Here is an 18064-nt window from a genome sequence, read left to right on the forward strand (position 1 = left end):
GAGCGGCGTCGAATGCGGAGCGTGAACGCCCTCAGGAGAGGTCTTGGACATGGGCAAGTCGAAGGAGAACGCGCCCTCGGCCGGAGAGGAACTCGAGCACCAGGTCGAGAAGGCCGAAACCGACGTAACCGAGGAGAGGGCCCGGCGGCGGGACAGCGAGGCGGGAGACAGCCTCACCCCGAGCCGCAAGGCCCAGCGCGAGGCACAGGAATCCGACCCGTCGGCGGGCTCGGACTGAAGCCCTCGCGTCCCTCGCGTCCCTCCCGGCCACGGGGCGACCTCGGCCGGCGCCCGGTCCCCGCCAGGATGAGCCAGGATGAAGCCGGCCCCGCCCTTAGGGCGGGGCCGTCCACGTCGCCTCAGCAGCCAGCATGGGTTGATGTGGACGGTTCCGACTCTGCCACCCGCCACTGACAGCGGGCTCCGGCGAGCCGGGCCCGCGGCGCCGGCGGGCCCGGGACGCGCGCCGCCCCGCGGCCGGCTGCGCTACGGCCGGGACTCGGCGCCGCCCTCGGTCCGGTCGCCCGCCCGGCCCGGGCGCGTGCTCGCGGAGATGGTGAAGTAGCGGGCCCAGGGCGGTGTCGGACGTCCCTGGCGTGCACGTCTCGCCACGTCCTTGGAGAGGTTCACGACGCGGTCGGCGGCGCGGGAGAACCACTCGGTGAGGCTTCCGCACGACTTCTGCACGTCCCCGGTGCCGTCCAGGATCCACACCGGCGGGTCCGCCATGGAGAGGTCGCAGCCGTCGACGACCTCGTACCGCGTGCCGTCGTGGCAGGTCAGCACCAGCATCCCGGCGGTGTCGTGGAGCTGCGCGCCGGTCTCCTGCGTGCCGCAGCCGAGCGCCGCCTCCTTGAGCCCGCCGGGGTCGGCGTCGGCGAGTACGAGGCGTTCGCCGAGGAACCAGGGGCCCTTCGCTCCGCCGACGAGCCGCAGCACCGAACCGGCCGCCGCGGGCAGGGAGTCGAGCCGCTGGCCGCCGACGAGCTGTTCCAACTCCGCGTCCCCGGCGCCGCGGACGGCCTCCCGGTCGAGGAACGCGGTACGCGCGGCCCGGGTGTAGATGTCGCGCACGTGCTCATGAACCATGTGTTCTTTCCATCAGAGAGGTCAGTCTTCGGGGCAGGTGTAGGTCTCTTCGCCCTGCTTCCACTCCTTGCCGGCGTCGATGTTGTTCCCGGTCTTCCCGCACACGAGGGCCGCTCCCGAGCGGCCCTTCTTGTGGTGGAGGAGGACCAGCATCTTGTTGAGCGGCCGCAGGGCGCCGTTGGCGAACCTGATGTGTCCGCTGGCGCCCTCCATGCTGAAGCTGCCGTTGATGATGTACTGGTGCACGTTGCTGATGTCCAGACTCAGGTCCACCTCGAGCGCCTTCTCGGCGGCCTGGGCGAAGACCTTGACCCCGTCGTTGGCGAGTGACGCGTGCCCGTCGTTCGCCCAGAGGTCCTCCGGTCCGAACTGGTCGGTGTAGGAGCGGTTGAAGGCCCTGGCCCTGGCGCTGCGCTTGCTGTGGCCGACGGGCAGGGTGTGCGCCGTGTGGTAGAGCCGCAGCCATGACTCGTCCGCGTAGCCGCCGCTCAGCGCGGCGTTGGTGAGTTCGTTCCCGCCGACGATGGTCAGTTTCTCGTTGGCGCAGGCGGTGTTCTGGTAGTCCTCCAGGAACGCCTCGAACTCCCGCACCCTGGACGTCCAGTAGACGAGCGTCCTGGGTTCCTTCTCGACTCTCGTGCACACCGCGGCGGCCACGTCGCCCATGCTGTACTTCATCTCGAGGTCGGTCTGGCCGGAGGCGCCGTGGGCGCTGGAGTCTCCAGGCGTGTAGCCGATGCGGGCTCCGGTGGGGGGAGCCTCCGGGTGCTGGGCGAACTTCAGGCCGAGTTCGTTGCTGTAGACGTCCGCGGGGTCGGTGACGACGGCGACGTGCTCGGGCTGTACGCACGAATCCGCGCTGGTGCGCACGGTGTTGGCCCGCTTCAGGAACGAGGCCACCACGTTCGCCTCGCGCACGTTGTTGGGTGCGACGCCGTGGTAGTAGCGCCCGACCTCCATGCGCTTGGCGGTGGCGGTCGAGCTCACGACGGGAATCCGCGCGTCGTTGAGGAGTTCGAGGGCGGCGAGGGTCCTCTTGCGGCTCTCCGTGAAGCCGGTGACGCCCAGGAACCGGGAGTCCTTCCCGGCGTCGGCGATGATCTCCCTGGCCTTCTGCTCCGCCTTCTCGTACTGCACGCCTGCGTTGTAGCGCTTGACCGTGACCCAGACCCTGTCGTCGCCCTTCGGCGCGGACTCGTTGAGGGAGCGCATGGCCATGGCGACGCCGCGGAGTTCGGGGATGGCCCCGCCGGAGCGCAGCTCGTTCATGTTCTCGGACACGGTCGAGTGGATGAGCGCGAGGGTGACGGTCCGGTCGGGGTCGCCCTCCTTCTCGGCTTCCTCGCTCAGCTCGTCGATCTCGTCGACGGCCTCCTGGTAGTCGGCCTTGGGCGAGTCATGGCCGCGGCGGCCCTGGTCGACGTACTCGGCCGCCTCCAGGCACTCGGTGTCCTCCTCCAGGAAGGGCCCTTCGTACCCGAGGAACGCGAACATGCCGGCCAGCCATGCCGCCACAGCGAGTGCGACGGCCTCCGTCAGGAGCTCCTTGCCGGGACGGACGCGCAGCCACGCCTTCCACACCGGCGGCACCGCCTCGCTGACCCCGGCGGGCTCCGGCAGGGCGACGTGGACGGACGGCTGGGCCTCCCTCCTGGTGTCCACGAGCCGCCTGGCGGCGTCGACGAGGGTCGCCCGCCCGGACTCGCCGGCGCCCTCCGGCGGCAGGGCGGCTACGACGACCATCGCCGGGTTGGGGCTCACCCGCAGCCTCTCGTCGTACAGCGAGACGAAGCTGCTGACGGTCTCCGCTCCCGCACCGCCGCCGTTCAGCAGCAGGGCCACGCGTGCGCGGCGGCGGCGGCGCCCCGGCTGCAGCAGCAGGCCCTGCCGGGCCTGCCCGTACAGGTCGGTCATCAGGGCCGTGAGCAGCAGCCCGTCCCAGGCGTCCGTTCCCTGGCGGCGCACCTCGTCGAACCGCTTGAGCGCCGCGTCGAGGGTGCGCGGTCCCCGGTAGTCGTCCGGCCAGAGGGCTCCGTAGCGGCGGCCGAAGGCGAACCGGAACTGCCAGCGCTTCGACCACAGCCGCCAGCGGGCCGACTGCAGGGCCTCGCGCACGGCGGGCCAGGGGATGCTCAGCGTGAACGGTCCGAGGCCGACGGTTCCGGAGGCTGGAGCCGGGTGGGCCGAGGCCGGATCAGGACGGGGTTCCTCGGTGATGCTGTGCACCATGTCGTAGGTGGGGAACCGCCACTTGCCCGTCTCCGGCGGGCTGTCCCGGCGCAGCGTCCCGACGATCTGCTCGATCAGCTCCGTCCTGGTACGGCCCTCCCCGTCGAGGCGGGCGTACGGGGCGCACGGCACGAGCCGGCCGAGCGTCGAGGAGCGCTGCAGGCCCTCCTCCAGCGCCGACAGCGCCTGCTCCGACAGCTCGGGCCCCGTCCGCAGGACGACGGGCGGGAGCTTCGGCACCCGCTTCCTCAGCCGGTGGCGCGTGCGTACAGCGGCCCGGAAGGCCGCCACGAACTCCTTGCGGCCGTCCCATCCTGGAAACTCCGGCACTCTCCCCGCCTCCCCCGTGATCTTGTGGCATGACCGGCGACGGGCTCCCCGGCCGGTCGCCCGTCCCGCCGCAGCGAACACTGACTGCGCGTCAATTCGCGTACGTGACAGGTGAGTTGTACATCACCCTGACCCAACCACGCACTCCGTCACCGTGAAGCGCCACCGTGTGACCACAGCTTCGCGTGTGACGAGAGCCCCGGGACGTCCGCGTGCGGCCGCTACCCCGCGCTCGTGCCCGCGCGGCCCGGACCGGTGCCCGCGCCGGTGCCCGACCGCGTCAGGGCCCTGTACTCGTCGCTGAGTTCGGACGCGGTGGTCAGGGCGGTGAGGATGCGGGCCAGCGCGACGGCGTCGTCCTCGGTGGCGCTGAGCCGGCGGCCCCACGCGGCGACGCCCTCGTCCCCCGTGTCGTGCCCGGCCTGGGCGATGGTCCTGGCGCACCGGTGCAGTACGACGCTGCCGGCGGTGCCCGCCTGGATGGCGGCCTCCAGTGCGTACGGGAGTGCCCCCGCCGGGTCGGCGCACAGCCCGTGGTAGATCTCCTCCAGGCGCGCCTGGCGCCAGGCGGGGTCCTTCCACAGCCCCGCGGCCTCCAGCGCCGGTTCCAGCGCCCGCCGCTTCTCGCGGTGCGCCCGCGCGAGAAGGGTGTGCTGCGCCTCCCAGCGCATGGGGGACTGGGCCCGCTGCAGACGGAGCATCGCGGTACGCACCACGTCGTGGTACCGGCAGTGGCCGTTGTCGCCGCTGACGAACGTCAGACCGCGCATCCAGGCGTACTCCCCCGCCAGGGACTCCGGGGCGAGGAGGCGGTAGAGGTCCTCGTTGAGCTGACGGGGCAGAGCGCAGGCCAGCGCGGTCCGGCGGCGGTCGGAATCGGTCTCCCACTTGAGAAAGCGCTCGACCGCGCTGTCGGCCGGGTCGCCCACCGCTCCGGGGCCCAGCGGCCGCGCCTGCCCCAGGGCAGCCACCCAGGCGGGCAGCCGTCCCGACAGGTCGAGGATGACGTCGACGACCTGCTGGTCGGTGACGTCGTGGGCGGCGAGGAGCTGGCGGGCCTCGTCCTCGGTGAAGACCTCCAACGGCACCTGCTGGACGAGGTCCAGGACTCCGCCCCAGCAATCCCGGTCCAGCCTTCCCTGGCCGCACAGCACCGTCTGCACGTTGACGGGGAGCGTCCCGTGACGGGAGTCCAGGGTGATGTCGCGCAGCCACCGCTCCAGCAGGGGCGCGGTGCGCTCGAAGGTGTCGAAGAACAGCACGACGCGGCTGCTGCGTTCGGCTGCCTCGCTCAACTCGGCCAGAAAGACGGGCGTGAGCACGTCCACCGGTGTGAGGACGAGGCGCAGGTCCTCGTGGCTGCGGAACCGTCCGGCGAGCGCCGAGCGGAGCTTCTCCGTCCCGAGAGCGGCCTGCTGCGGGTCGAGCGCGTTGGCGACGCCGCCCACTCCGGGGATGAGGCCCAGCCCCGCGAGCCCGATCTGGGTCACGACCGCGCTGGAGAGGGAGGCTGCCGGAGAGCCGCCCGGACCGCCGTCCTCCCGCTGCCCGGACGGGGAGGGGAACCCGTCCTGGGAGGTCTCCAGTTCGTGGCGCCGCCTCCGGTAGGCCCCGGCCTGCTTCGTGAACTTCTTCAGCGGACGGCCCTGCTTCTCCAACTGCCCGGCGACCGCCTCCATCGCCTCGACGGCGCTGTGCACCTCGTCGCCCACCCGCGCGGTCACCGCCCCGCTGTCGCGGGCCAGATGCTCCCAGTACCGCAGCAGCGTCGTCTTTCCCACCCCGCCGAGGCCGTGCACGTGGAAGAGGAACTGGAAGTCCGGGTCCTCCGGGTCGCGGGCCAGGTTGTCGCGGAAGACGGCGACTTCACCGGCGCGGCCGACGAATCCGTCACGCAGACGCTGCTGCACCAGGTCCTGACGTGAACGCCTGTGCTGCGCCACTCGCCCACCGCCCTTACAGTCGCGGCCCGGTGACTTTCCGTCATCCCGGGCCCGAACAGGGAGACGAGTTCATTGTGGACTCGCGCCGCACCGCGAACCGGGCGCGCCTCGCCGTGACACAGCCCTCGGAGAACCCCCACGGAGCAGCCCGCGGGCCTCGGAGTTCCGGAAGCCGGGCGCCAAGGCCGTCAGGCCGTGTATGACAGATTGCGCCTTGCTCGCCCGCGGCGGACGACGACATTCGTCAGACACGCCCTAGCGGACGCCCAGCGCCCGCCCGTTGGCGAGCAGCGCCTCGATTCCGTCGAGGTCGTGGACGGTGAGGGTCCCCGCCTCCGACGATCTGCGGCCGCCGTTGGGTGAGCACATCACCGGCTTGACACCGGAGGGCGTGGCGACGCACTCGTACGTCTCCACGATGCCGTTGCGGTTCAGGTCGAGATTGGGGTGGTCGAGGCCGAGTACGTGCAGCATCTCGTGCACGAACGTGTTGCGCAGCTTGTAGGGCGAGATGTACCAGCTGCCGTCGAAGTACTCGCTGTCCATCGACACGACGCCGCCCGCCGCCACACCGTCCGCGGGGTGGGGGCACGGGGCTCCGCGGCTGTAACCGCCCCGCCCCATCGGGCGGTGCTCCTCCGTGTAGTGGACGTGCCCCTGGGGCGGGCAGGCGGAACCGGCGACTTCCTCGACGCCGCCGACGGCCATGTTCAGCCCCGCTGCCCTGAGTTGGGCGACGGCCTTCGTCAGATGAGGGGTGTAGCGCTTCTTCAGGTCGGCGGAGGCGAAGGTGACGGTGTAGGGACGGTCCGGGCTGAGCGCGGACACCCCGAACTGCGTGGTGAGCTTGAATCCGTGGCCTTGCGTGACGAGCGTGTCGGCGCGTACTGGCGTGACGGCGAGTGCGCAGGTCACTGCCATCGCCGTGCCGAAGATGAGGCTGCTCCTCAGCATCTGGGGCTCCTATGAAGTTGTGTGGGGGGGAGACGCCACCGTGACGCCCGGGGCCTCGACGGCGGCGTGAAGCCCGTACGGACAAGACGCACGGACAGGCAGTCCGGTTACCCGGCAATATCCGTTTTCTTCACAACTGGCCCGTCCCGCAAACCAGGAGCGGACGGACGACGGCCACGCCGCAGGTCACCGGGGCCACTTGAGGCTCTGAGCGTTCGCCTCCCGGACCTTCGCGAGGAGCGCCCTGCGCCGCGCTTCCTCCTCGCACTCCCCCGGCCCGTCCCGTCCCGGACCTGTTCGCTCCCGGCCCGGGCCGGTACCGCCGCCGGTGTGCGCCGGACCGGCGGCGGTCCCGGGCCGTTCGGGGTCGTCCTCCTCCCCCGTCTCCCCTTCTTCGCCGTACGGGGCCCCTCGCTCATCTCCCACGGCCCGCACCCCGCAGCGCGGCGGCGAGTTCGCGGGCGACCCGGGGGCTGCAGCGGCCGAGATCGACGAGCGGTGGCAGATAGTCACAGCCGAACGTCACCGGATCGAGCCCCAGCGAGGGCAGCAGGATGCCCGCTTCGGAGAGTGCGGCGTGCAGTTCGTCGCGCGCCGCCTCCGCCTCTTCGACCACGTCAGAGGCGGTGCGGGGTCCGGGTGGTTCCATGTGCTCACGCTCCCCTTGCTGAATTCTTCTTCCCGGGCAACGAGCATGGACGCGTGACGCTACGATCACCAGGGGTAACGGTTTACGCAGCACCGGAACGAAAACGGGGGTCCCAGTGCCCGCACCCAAGGAACTCGACCCGTCCGCGTCCCTCGCCGCGCTGTACGGGGCGAAGATCCGGAAGCTGCGCACCCGGGCGGGATGGACGCAGCGGGAGCTGGGCGACAGGGTCCCCGTCGCCCACAGCCGCATCGCCCAGTTCGAGCTGGGCAACGAGACCCCGCCCGAGGACGTCGCCGGGAAATTGGACCAACTCCTCGGCGCGGACGGGGACTTGACCGACCTGTGGAAACACGTCCGGCGGACGCCCATCCCGGACTGGGCGCGCAAGTTCGTCGCGTACGAGGCCAGGGCCAGGAAGATGCGCAAGTTCTCGCAGATCATTCCCGGGCTCGCGCAGACCGAGGCGTACGCCCGGGCCGTACTCCTGTCCGGCCAGATCTACGACGACGCGGATGTGGAGGCGAAGGTCTCGGCCAGGCTCGACCGGCAGTCCGTTCTGGAACGGCCCGACCCTCCATGGGTGTGGATCATCCTCGACGAGGCGGTCCTGTACCGGGTGGTCGAGGGCCCTTCGACGATGCGTGAACAGCTGGCGCACCTCCTGGAACTGGGAGGGAGGCCCCGCATTCACATGCAGGTGCTGCCGTTCAAGGACGTCGACCCGGCCGCCATGGGCGGCTCCTTCACCCTGCTGTCACTGCCGGACGGAGGCGAGGTGGCCTACGAGGAGGGCATCGTCTTCGGCCGCCTCGTCGAGGATTCCGAGGCTGTGGTGCGGCGTTCGGTCCTCTACGATCGGCTGCAGGCCAGCGCCCTGTCCCCTACCGCGTCCGCGGGCCTGATCCGCGGCGTCATGGAGGAGCACTACTCATGTGCGTCAGACGAGATGTCGTAGCCGGGGCGCAGTGGCGCAAGAGCGGTTACAGCAACGCGGCAGGCGGTGACTGCGTCGAACTTGCCCTGAACGTAAGGGACTTCGTGCCCGTTCGGGACAGCAAGGACCCCGGCGGCCCCCTGCTCGTCTTCCCGTCGGCCTCCTGGGCGGCGTTCGTCGATCGCGTGAAGCGGGACGGGCAGGCGGGCGGGGCCGCTCAGGCCTGACCGCCCGCGCCGGCGGCTTCCGCGGCGCCCCCTTCCCCGGCTTCCGGGGCGGATCCCGTGTCCGTGTGCAGGACGTCCGCCACCCGCGCGTCCGGTGAACCCGTCAACTTCGCCAAGATCGCCTGCAGTTCGGAGGCGATGCGCTCCGCGCGGCGGCGGTCGAGCACGTCGGGGCGGTAGTCGAAGCGCAGCGCGACGCCCGCCTCTCCCGCGAACGCCACGAGCGTCAGGGGGTAGTGAGCGGCGTCGCGGCCCTCGATGCCCTCGATGCGCAGGCCGGGCACGGGCTGTTCGAGCCCCGCCTGGTCCAGCGGGTAGTTCTCGAAGACGACGTGGGTGTCGAACAACTCCCGCCGTCCCGCGAGGCGTTGAATCTCGCCCAGACCGACGTGGTGGTGGGGCAGCATGCGGGCCTGTTCCTCCTGGAAGCGTGCCAGCATCTCCCGGACGGTCTCGGAGCCGTCGATCGCCACGCGTACGGGGACGGTGTTGATGAACAGCCCGATCATCGTCTCCATGCCCGGCACTTCGGGCCTGCGGCCGGAGACCGTCGTACCGAAGACGACGTCGTCCGTTCCGCAGGAGCGCGCCAGGAGCAGCGACCAGGCCCCCAGCAGCACGTTGTTGAGCGTCAGCCCGTCCCGGGTCGCGGTGCGGCGCAGCGCGTCGGCCAGCTCGCCGGGAAGGACGACCTGCATGGGCTGCGGCTGCACCGAGCCGACGCTGATCTCGCCGTCCGTCAGCCTCGTCGGCCCGCTGATGCCGCCGAGGGTCTCCCGCCACGCCGTGCGGGACGCCTCGGCGTCCAACTCCGCGAGTGCGGCGAGGTGTTCACGGTACGGCGTGACGGCGGGCAGCTTCGCCGTGCCGCCACGCGCGTCGTACAGGGCGAAGAACTCCCGCACCAGCAGGGGCATGGACCAGCCGTCGAGCAGCAGGTGGTGGTTGGTGAGGACGAGCCTGTGGTCGCCGGGGCCGCAGTCGAACAGGCTGTAGCGCAGCAGGGGCGGCCGGTCGAGGGTGAAACGGCCCCGCAGGTCGGCGTGGAGGAGGCGGCGGAAGACCTGCTCGCGGCGAGCGGCGGCGACTCCCGTGAGGTCGACCTGCCGCCAGGGCGGTTCGACCGCTCCGGGAAGCACCTGTACAGGGCGCTCCAGGTCCTCGTGCTCGAACGCGGCGGCGAGGTTCGGGTGGCGTTCCAGCAGGGCCCGCGCGGCTGCCCGCAGCGCGCCGGTGTCCGGCTTCTCCCCCAGGCGCATCACGACCTGCGCCTGGTACACGTCCGGGCTGTCCGGTGCGAACAGCGAGTGGAAGAGCAGGCCCTCCTGGAGGGAGGTGAGGGGCAGTACGTCGGTCAGGCCGGGGTGCTTCTCCTCCAGGCGTTCGACGTCGTCCTGGCGGAGTCCGGCCAACGGCAGGTCCGACGGGCTGCGGCCGCCGGCACCGGGGGACGACGCGTGCGCCACCAGCGCGTAGAGCGCGCTGAACCACAGGTCGGCCAGCTCACGCACCTCGGAGGGCCGGAACAGGCCCGCCGCCCAGGACCATTCGGCGTTCAGCTCGGGACCGTGGGGACCGTCCACGGTGAGCGAGTTGACGTCGATCAGGTGGCCGCCCGGGAGGGCGGCCTCCGCGTGTCCGTCGCCCGCGAGGGCGGCGGTGTCGGCGGTGATCCCCCAGTCGGCTTCTTCGGCGGCGCTCATCCGGCCGAGGTAGTTGAAGCCCATCCGGGGAGTGGCGGCGTGGGAGAGTTCGGGGCCCGTACGGGGGTCCAGGTAGCGCAGGACCCCGTATCCGACGCCTCGGTCGGGGACCGCGCGCAGGCGCTCCTTGACGCGTTTCAGCGCCTGCCCGAGGGCGGGTGACGCCGTCCACACGTCGTTCCACTCGCAGCCGGTCGGCTCGATGCGCACGGGGTAGACGCTGGTCAACCAGCCGACCGTGCGGGTGAGTTCGGCCTCCGGCCGGTCGGGAAGGTCGGGGCGGCCGTGCGATTCGAGGTCCAGGAGGACGTCGCCCGGGGCCAGTCCGCGCCGGCGGCGCCACTCCTCCACGGCGAGGGTGAGCCCGGTGAGCAGCACCGGTTCGACCCCGCAGTGGAAGGCGGCTCCCACCTCCGTCAGCAGTTCGCGGGTGCGCTCCGGCGGCATCGTCGTCCGCAGATGCCCGATGCCCGGGGGCACTTCGGCTGGATCGCCGCCGGTCCTCTCCGGGGCGACGAGTGCGGGGTCCGGGCCGGAGAGCGTGCGGGCCCACAGGGCGTGCTCGTCCTTGCGGGTCCCCTCCCTGCCCTGCTCGGCGAGGAGCCGGGCCCACTGGGAAAACGACGTTCGGACGGGCGGCAGTTGGGGTCGCTCCCCAGCCGCGACGGCTGCGTAGGCGGCGGCGAGGTCGGGCAGCAGGATGCGCCAGGAGACCCCGTCGACCGCGAAGTGGTGGACGACGAGCACCACCCGGCCGTGGTGGTCCGGGCCGCGGTCGACGAGTACGGCCTGCAGCATGCGGCCGGCACGCGGGTCGAGCCTGCGGCGGGCCTCCCGCATCGCTTCGCCCAGCGCCTCGGGGAGAACGTCGGGCCGCCCGCCGGTCCCGGAGCCGGCCGGGGCGGCCGGACCGTCCGGGGCGGGGACGCGGTGCAGGCGGACGCAGTCCTCCGCGCGCACCGCGCCGGGGGCGAGCGTCTCCAGCGTCCATTCGTCCAAGCCGTTTGCGGGGTCCGCCGTACCGTCTCCGGGCTGCGGAGCGGAGGTTCCGAAGCGCATGCGCAGGGCCGGGTGGTGGTCGAGCAGCGTCCGCACGGCCTCCGTCAGCCGCTCCGCGGTCGCTCCGAGCGGGGCGCGCAGCGTCATGGACTGGCTGAACGCCGCGGTCTCACCGCCGTGTTCACGCCACCAGTGCATGACGGGGGTCAGCGGCAGCGGGCCGGTCTCCTCGTCCGCGTCGGGTTTCCCGGCGGCGCCGCCGTCCTTCTCCGCCGACCGCTGCGTCACGGTGGCGAGTTCGGCCACCGTGGGGTGGCGGAAGACGTCCCGCACGTTGAGGTGGTACCCGGCCGCACGGGCGCGGCTGACGAGCTGGATGGCGGTGATGCTGTCGCCGCCGAGGTCGAAGAAGGCGTCGGTGACTCCGGCGGCGGGCAGGCGCAGCAGGTCGGCGACGATGCCGCAGAGCACCCTCTCGCACTCCGTCCGCGGCTCCGCTGCCGCGGTGGCGGGCTCGGCCCGGACGGGCGCCGGCAGCGCCGCACGGTCGAGCTTGCCGTTGCGGGTCAACGGCAGTTGCTCCAGGACGACATGGGCCGTGGGCACCATGTAGTCGGGCAGCACGGCGGCGGCATGCCCGCGGGCGGCCTCCCAGTCCACGCTCCCTTCCGGTTCCGCGGGCACCAGGTAGGCGACGAGGCGCCGCTCGCCCGGCTGGTCCTCCCGGGCGACGACGGCAACCTGGCCGGCGCCGCCCCTGCCCGCCAGGGCGGCGGCGACCTCCCCCGTCTCGATGCGGAAGCCGCGGAGCTTGACCTGGCCGTCGGCGCGGCCCACGAATCCCAGCACCCCGGCGGGCAGCCAGCGGACGAGGTCGCCGGTGCGGTACATGCGCGCACCGGCCGGGCCGAACGGGTCGGCCACGAAGCGCTCGGCTGTGAGGGCGGGACGGTGGAGGTAGCCGCGTGCCACGCCGGGCCCGGCGATGTACAACTCGCCTGTCACGCCTGCCGGTACGGGCTGCAGCGCGTCGTCGAGCACGTAGGCGCGCATGCCGTCCAGGGGGCGCCCGATGGGCACGCCGCCGCCCTCTCCGGCCTGGCCGCCGCTCTCCCGCACGTCGCCTTCCGTGACGGCGTGCCTGGTGGCGAACGTCGTGGTCTCGGTGGGCCCGTAGCCGTTGACTACGCGGGTGCCCGGGCAGTGCCGGTGCACTGCGCGGACGGCGCGGGGCGACACGACGTCGCCGCCCGTCCAGACCTCTTCGAGGGGGCGCAGCGCGGCGGGCCTCTCCTCGGCGACGAGCTGGAAGAGGCCCGCCGTCAGCCAGAGGCTGGTGACGTCCTCCTCCGCGACGAGCCGCTCCAGCGTCTCCACGTCCAGCTCGCCCGCCGGTGCGACGACCACTTCGCCGCCTGTCAGCAGGGGGCCCCAGATCTCGAACGTGGAGGCGTCGAAGGAGTGCGGGGAGTGCAGCAGGCTCCGCCGCGGCGCCTGCCGGCGTCCGGTGCCGTCGACGGCGAGGGCGACGATGTCGGCGTGGGTGACGGCGACTCCCTTGGGGACGCCCGTCGACCCGGAGGTGTACATGACGTAGGCGAGCGAGGCCGGGGCCGCCGGACCTGCGGGGGCGTCCACCGGGTCCTCGGCGTCCGCGCCGCCCGTCTGGTGCCGGACGCCGACGACGCGGGGCGAACCCGGCCAGCTGCTCCCGTCCTCGCCGCCGGTGTCCGTGACGATCAGCGGGGCGCGCGACTCGGCCACGACCTGTTCCTGCCGCGCACGCGGGGCCCTCGGGTCGAGCGGCACGTAGGCGCCGCCCGCCCTGAGAACCGCCAGCAGCGTCACGACGAGATCGGCCGACCGCTCCAGCAGCACGGCGACAGGCGTCTCCGCGGTCACGCCGCAGCCGGCGAGCCGTCCGGCCAGCTCCGCCGAGCGGGCGTCCAACTCGGCGTAGCTGAGGGCGACTCCGGGTGCTCGGAGGGCCACGGCGCCGGGCGTGGCGCGTACCTGCTCGGCGAAGCGCCGCGGAACGGTACGGGCGGCGGACGGCGGCAGGGCGGCCCCGGTGCCCCAGCCGGTGAGCAGGCGGCGCCGTTCCGGCCGTCCGAGGATGTCCAGCGCGTGCAGCGGCTCGTCCGGGCGGGCCGAGGCGGCTGCCAGCAGCCGTTCGAAGCGTTCGCCGAAGGCCTCGGCCGTCGCGCGTTCGAAGAGGGCGCTGCGGTATTCGATCCGGCCGTCCAGGCCGAGGCAGGCGCCGTCCGGCCCGCGGTGCTCGTACACGCTCAGGCACAGGTCGAACTTGGCGGCGCTGGTGTGCACGGCGCTGACCGTCGTCGACAGGCCCGGCAGGTCGAGCTGCCGGGGCGGCGCCTGCGTGAGGGTCATCATCACCTGGAACAGCGGCTGGCCCGGGGCGCTCCGGTCGGGGTTGAGGGCTTCGACGACGAGGTCGAACGGCACGTCCTGGTGCTCGAAGGCCGCGAGGTCCGCCTCCCGTACCCTCGCCAGCAGTTCGCGGTACGTGGGCGATCCCGAGGTGTCCGTACGCAGCACCACCGTGTTCACGAAGAACCCCACGAGGCCGTCGAGGCGTTCGTCCGCCCGGCCTTCGACGGCGGTTCCCACGGGTACATCCGTGCCCGCTCCCAGACGCGTCAGCAGCGCGGCCAGCGCGGCGTGCACCGCCATGAACGGACTGGCCTGCTCGGAGGCCGCCAACTCGGCCAGCCGGGCGTGGACTTGGGCGGGCACGCGGAAGCCGACGCTGTCCCCGGCGCTGCTGGACTCCTCCGGTTCCTCCGGGCTCGGTGCCCGGTCGGCGGGGAGCGGGATACGCCGCGGAAGGTCTTCGAGAGCGCGGGTCCAGTGACCGAGGCCCTCGTCCGTCCCGGGTGCCTGCGCGTCCCCATCGTCGAGCAGTCCGCGCTGCCAGAGGGCGTAGTCGGCGTACTGGACGGGCAGCGGCTCCCAGTCGGGCCCGGCGCCCCGGCAGCGGGCGGTGTACGCGGCGGCCAGGTCGTGCAGCAGCGGGCCGAGGGAGGCGGCGTCGCACGCGATGTGGTGCAGCAGGAGCAGCAGGGCGTGTTCGCGCCGTCCGCAGGCGAACAGCCGGGCCCGCAGGGGAGGTTCGGAATCCAGCCGGAAGGCGTGGCGGGCAGCCGCGGCGAGTGCGTCCTCCAGCCCGCCAGGGTCCGTCCGCACGTCGGAGAGCCAGGGGTCAGCCGCCTCCGGCGTGAGCACCGACTGCTCGGCGTGGCCGCCGCGTTCGACCACGACCGTGCGCAGCGGCTCGTGCCGTGCGGTGACGTCGCCGAGGGCGGCGCGGAGCGCCTCGCGGTCGAGGTCCCCGGTCATCCGCAGCACGAGCGGCACGTTGTACGTGGCGTCGGGGCCGGTGAGCGACTGCTGGAACCACAGACGGCGCTGGGCGTGGGAGAGCGGGATGCTCTCCGGCCTCACCTCCCGCGGCGTGAGCGCGGGGAGGGGACGGCGGGCGGGGGTGCCGCCGGAGTCGCGGAGGGCGCGGACGCGTGACGCGAGCCCCCCGACGGTCGGGTACTCGAATACGTCCCGCACGTCGACGGGGGCGTGCAGCTCTCTCCGTACGCGGCTGACCAGCCTGGTCGCACGCAGACTGTCGCCGCCGAGGGCGAAGAAGCCGCCGCCGCCCGCACGCGGCACGTCGAGCAACTCCCGGTAGAGGGCGGCCAGTCGCCGCTCCTCGGGCGCTTGGAAGAGCTGGTCGTCGTCCTCGCCGGCGGTGCTCCGTGACGCCTCGCGGACGGCGGACGCGGGGGACGGCAGGGCCCGGCGGTCCAGCTTCCCGCTGGCGGTCAGCGGCAGCCGCTCCAGGGGCACGAAGACCGAGGGCACCAGGTGCTCGGGCAGCTTCGCGAGCAGATGCTCGCGCAATTCCGCTCCGGACGGGACGACTTCGCCCTGCGGGGCGTGCGCGTCCGTCCCGGCCTCTTCCCCGGGTCCGTTCCGGGGGGCTTGCCCGGAACCGTCCGGGACCACGTACGCCACCAGCCGGGCCTCGTCCGCGCCTTCGCCGTGGCCCGCACCTTCGTCGCCCTCGCCGGCCCGGCCCGGGTCGCCGCCGTCCGCGACGGCGGTCACCACGGCCTGCCCGACCCCAGGGGCCTGTGCCAGGACGGCCTCGATCTCGCCGGGTTCGATACGGAAACCGCGGACCTTGAGCTGGTCGTCGGCCCTGCCCGCGTACTCCAGTCCCCCGTCCGCGCGCAGCCGGGCCAGATCCCCCGAGCGGTAGAGGCGGGAGCCCGGCGGACCGAACGGGTTCGCCACGAAACGGGACGCGGTGAGGGCCGCGCGGCCGAGGTAGCCCCGCGCGACGCCCGGGCCGGCGACGTACAACTCCCCTGTCGTGCCCGGCGGTACGTGACGCAGGCGGCTGTCGAGCACGTGGAAGCGGGTGCCCGGTATCGCCCGGCCGATGGGGCTGCCGTACTCGGCGAGATGGCTCCCGGCCAGGTCGACCCGGCTCGCGTGCACCGTGGTCTCGGTGATGCCGTACATGTTGACCAGCACCGGGGAGTCCGGGCCGTGCCGGTCCCGCCACGCGCGCAACCGGTGCGGGCGCAGCGCCTCCCCTCCGAAGACGACGTAGCGCAGGGCGGTCGGCCGCTCCCGGCCGGTGCCGGCGGCGGCCCGGGCCTCGGCGTCGGCCTCGTCCAGGGCGCGGAACGCGGAGGGCGTCTGGTTCAGTACGGTCACGCCCTCGCGGCGGAGCAGGGTGAGGAACTCCCTTGGTGAGCGGCTTACTTCGTGGCCGACGACCACGAGCCGCCCGCCGTGCGCGAGAGCGCCCCACATCTCCCACACGGAGAAGTCGAAGGCGCAGGAGTGGAACATCGTCCACACGTCGTCCGGGCCGAACCCGAAGGGCGCGGCCGCCTCGGTCAGCAGCGCCACGATGCTGCTGTGCTGCACCACCACGCCCTTGGGACGGCCGGTGGAGCCGGAGGTGTAGATGGTGTAGGCGGCGTGCTCCGGCCGCAGCGGCGAGAGACGGTCGGAGTCCGTGACGGCGGAGGACGACGCCTGCGCCGCCTCGTCCCGAAGTGCGCGCAGCTCGCCGGGTGTCACCGTGAGCAGCGGGCTCGCGTCGTCCTGGATCATGGCGATGCGCTCGGCCGGCCAGCGCGGGTCGAGCGGCAGGTAGGCCGCTCCGGTCTTGCTCACGGCGAGGATCGCGGTGACCAGGTCCACGTCGCGCGGCAGCAGCAGCGCCACGGTGCGCTCAGGGCCGGCGCCGCGCTCCACCAGCGCCCTGGCGAGCCGGTTGGCGCGGGCGTCGAGTTCGCCGTACGTGAGGCTTCCGCGCCCGTGCCCCTGCTCGCCGCCGGTTCCCGAACTGACGGCTGTGGCACCGGGGTTGCGACGCGCCCAGCGTTCGGCCAGCTCGGGGAGAGTCCTCGCGGAGGAGGAGGCCGGGGCGCCAGCCGGGGAAGGCTCGGGCGCGGCGTCCGGCCGGTGCGGTCCGGAGCCGGGCAGCAGCAGCCTGCGCTCGCCTGCCGTGAGCGTGTCCAGCTCTCCGGCCGGCCGATGCGGCTCCGCCGTGAGCCGGCGCAGCAGCACCGCGAACCGGCGCGCCTCGGCGGCTGCCTCCCGTCCCGCGAACTTCGCGGGGTCGGCGTCCACGTCGACGCGCAGCCCGCCGCGCTCCGCGTCCTGGTAGACGGTCAGGGAGAGGTCCTCGACAGGACCGATCGCGACGTTGCGCATCACCGCCGGCCGTCCCGCGAAGAGCTGCCCGTAGTCGAAGGGCAGCACGTTCACCGCCAGGCCGTACAACCGGTCCGCGCCGCCCGTGAGACCGAGATCACGGCGCAGGTCCTCGTACCGGTAGCGCTGGTGCCCGAGCACGGCGCCCAACTCGGCGCCGACGGCGCGCACCAGCTCCGACGCGGGCCGCTCCAGCGCGACGGGCACCCTCAGCGGCAAGACGTTGGAGGCCATGCCCGGCACGGAACGCAGCGCCGGTCCCACGCGCGCCGTGACGGGCAGGCCCAGCACCACCTCCCCGTCCGCCTCGGGGCCCGAGCGGGCTTGCGCGTGCAGCGCGGCCGCCGCCAGCACGAGCGCGGGCCACCGCACTTCGAGGCGGGCGGCCTCCTGCCGCACGGCCCGGCTCACCCCCGCGGGGAGCACCGCGCTGCGGCGCACCGCCGTCCCGGACGCCTCAGCGCCGCCCGACGCCCCGGACCCGCCTGACGCAACCGGCGTTCCGCCGCCGTTCCACGACAGGTCCGGGGCTGCGGGCCGGCCGGCCGTCCTGCCCAGCCAGAACTCGCGGTCGGCGGCGAACCGCGGCGATGCGCGGTAGGCGTCCTCCTCGTCGAGCAGCGCGCGCAGCGGCCCGAACTCCCCGGTCGGTACCGGCTGTTGTGCTTCGAGCGCGGCGTACACCTCGCCCAGCCGCCGTGCGAACAGCGAGGAGCTGTACCCGTCGAGGACGAGGTGGTGGGCGCCCAGGTACCAGCACGTGCGCGTCTCCGCGAGCTCGAGCAGGCCGCCGCGCAGCAGCGGGCCCCGGCCGAGGTCGAAGGGGCGGGCGAGGTCGGCGCGCATCCACGCCGTCGCTGCCCGCCGGGGCAGGCGCTCACGGGTGAGGTCGACGAAGGGGACGTCCGGTGCGCCGCCGGGCAGCGGGCGGACGTACTGGACGGGCTCGCCGTCCGCACCGGCCGTGAACTCGGCGCGCAGCGCCTCCGCTTCGGCGGCGGTCTGCCGGAACGCAGCCCGGAAGGTCTCCGGGTCGAGCCGCCCCGACACCTCGACGCTGATGCCCACGTGGTAGCGGGACGGACGCGGCGCGAGTGCCTGGCCCAGCCACATGCCGGACTGGGCCGTGGACAGGGCGAACGGCCCGTCCCGCCCCTCAGCCGCGCCGCCCTCCTGGGAGGGCTCCCTCATGCTCGCTCCGATCCGTTCCACATCTCCGCCCGCCCGTACGGGAGTCGCCGCCCGCCGCT

The 18064-nt window shown here is 73.2% G+C and carries 10 protein-coding genes; 3 read left to right on the top strand and 7 right to left on the bottom strand.

Translation table 11 applies throughout. The annotated features are described in order from the left end of the window. Positions 1 to 49: 49 nt before the first annotated feature. The gene (locus IEY56_RS18380) at positions 50 to 238 is read left to right on the top strand and encodes a hypothetical protein (RefSeq protein WP_189038328.1); all 189 of its coding nucleotides are present in this window, start codon (positions 50 to 52) and stop codon (positions 236 to 238) included. Between the two features lie 248 nt (positions 239 to 486). On the opposite strand, the gene IEY56_RS18385 is transcribed toward IEY56_RS18380, so the two are convergent. The 6 genes from IEY56_RS18385 to IEY56_RS18410 form a co-directional block, all read right to left on the bottom strand. Beyond that, entirely contained in the window at positions 487 to 1089 is a 603-nt protein-coding gene (locus IEY56_RS18385) for a hypothetical protein (RefSeq protein ID WP_189038329.1), read from the bottom strand. A 21-nt stretch (positions 1090 to 1110) separates the two neighbouring features. Beyond that, complete coding sequence (locus IEY56_RS18390) at positions 1111 to 3648, bottom strand: type 1 periplasmic-binding domain-containing protein (protein ID WP_189038330.1); 2538 nt, start codon at positions 3646 to 3648, stop codon at positions 1111 to 1113. Positions 3649 to 3869: 221 nt separating this feature from the next. Beyond that, positions 3870 to 5591, bottom strand: a complete 1722-nt coding sequence (locus IEY56_RS18395) for a hypothetical protein (protein WP_189038331.1) — start codon at positions 5589 to 5591, stop codon at positions 3870 to 3872. A gap of 255 nt (positions 5592 to 5846) precedes the next feature. Beyond that, complete coding sequence (locus IEY56_RS18400; RefSeq protein WP_189038332.1) at positions 5847 to 6545, bottom strand: zinc metalloprotease; 699 nt, start codon at positions 6543 to 6545, stop codon at positions 5847 to 5849. Positions 6546 to 6731: 186 nt separating this feature from the next. After that, the gene (locus IEY56_RS18405; RefSeq protein ID WP_189038333.1) at positions 6732 to 6971 is read right to left on the bottom strand and encodes a hypothetical protein; all 240 of its coding nucleotides are present in this window, start codon (positions 6969 to 6971) and stop codon (positions 6732 to 6734) included. Next, positions 6961 to 7194, bottom strand: a complete 234-nt coding sequence (locus tag IEY56_RS18410; RefSeq protein ID WP_189038334.1) for a hypothetical protein — start codon at positions 7192 to 7194, stop codon at positions 6961 to 6963. The genes IEY56_RS18405 and IEY56_RS18410 overlap by 11 nt, the downstream gene beginning before the upstream one ends. A 115-nt stretch (positions 7195 to 7309) precedes the next feature. On the opposite strand from IEY56_RS18410, the gene IEY56_RS18415 reads away from it, so the two are divergent. Both IEY56_RS18415 and IEY56_RS18420 read left to right on the top strand, forming a co-directional pair. After that, on the top strand, positions 7310 to 8152 hold the full coding sequence (locus tag IEY56_RS18415) for a helix-turn-helix domain-containing protein (protein ID WP_229712004.1): 843 nt from the start codon (positions 7310 to 7312) through the stop codon (positions 8150 to 8152). Beyond that, complete coding sequence (locus IEY56_RS18420) at positions 8128 to 8358, top strand: DUF397 domain-containing protein (protein ID WP_189038335.1); 231 nt, start codon at positions 8128 to 8130, stop codon at positions 8356 to 8358. The genes IEY56_RS18415 and IEY56_RS18420 overlap by 25 nt, the downstream gene beginning before the upstream one ends. Here IEY56_RS18420 and IEY56_RS18425 read toward each other — a convergent pair. Continuing rightward, a complete protein-coding gene (locus IEY56_RS18425) occupies positions 8349 to 18005 on the bottom strand; it encodes a non-ribosomal peptide synthetase (RefSeq protein WP_189038336.1) in 9657 nt (3218 codons plus the stop codon). The genes IEY56_RS18420 and IEY56_RS18425 overlap by 10 nt on opposite strands. Positions 18006 to 18064 lie beyond the last annotated feature (59 nt).

This window comes from Streptomyces daqingensis (assembly GCF_014645895.1).
GTDB classification, from domain to species: Bacteria; Actinomycetota; Actinomycetes; order Streptomycetales; family Streptomycetaceae; genus Streptomyces; species Streptomyces daqingensis.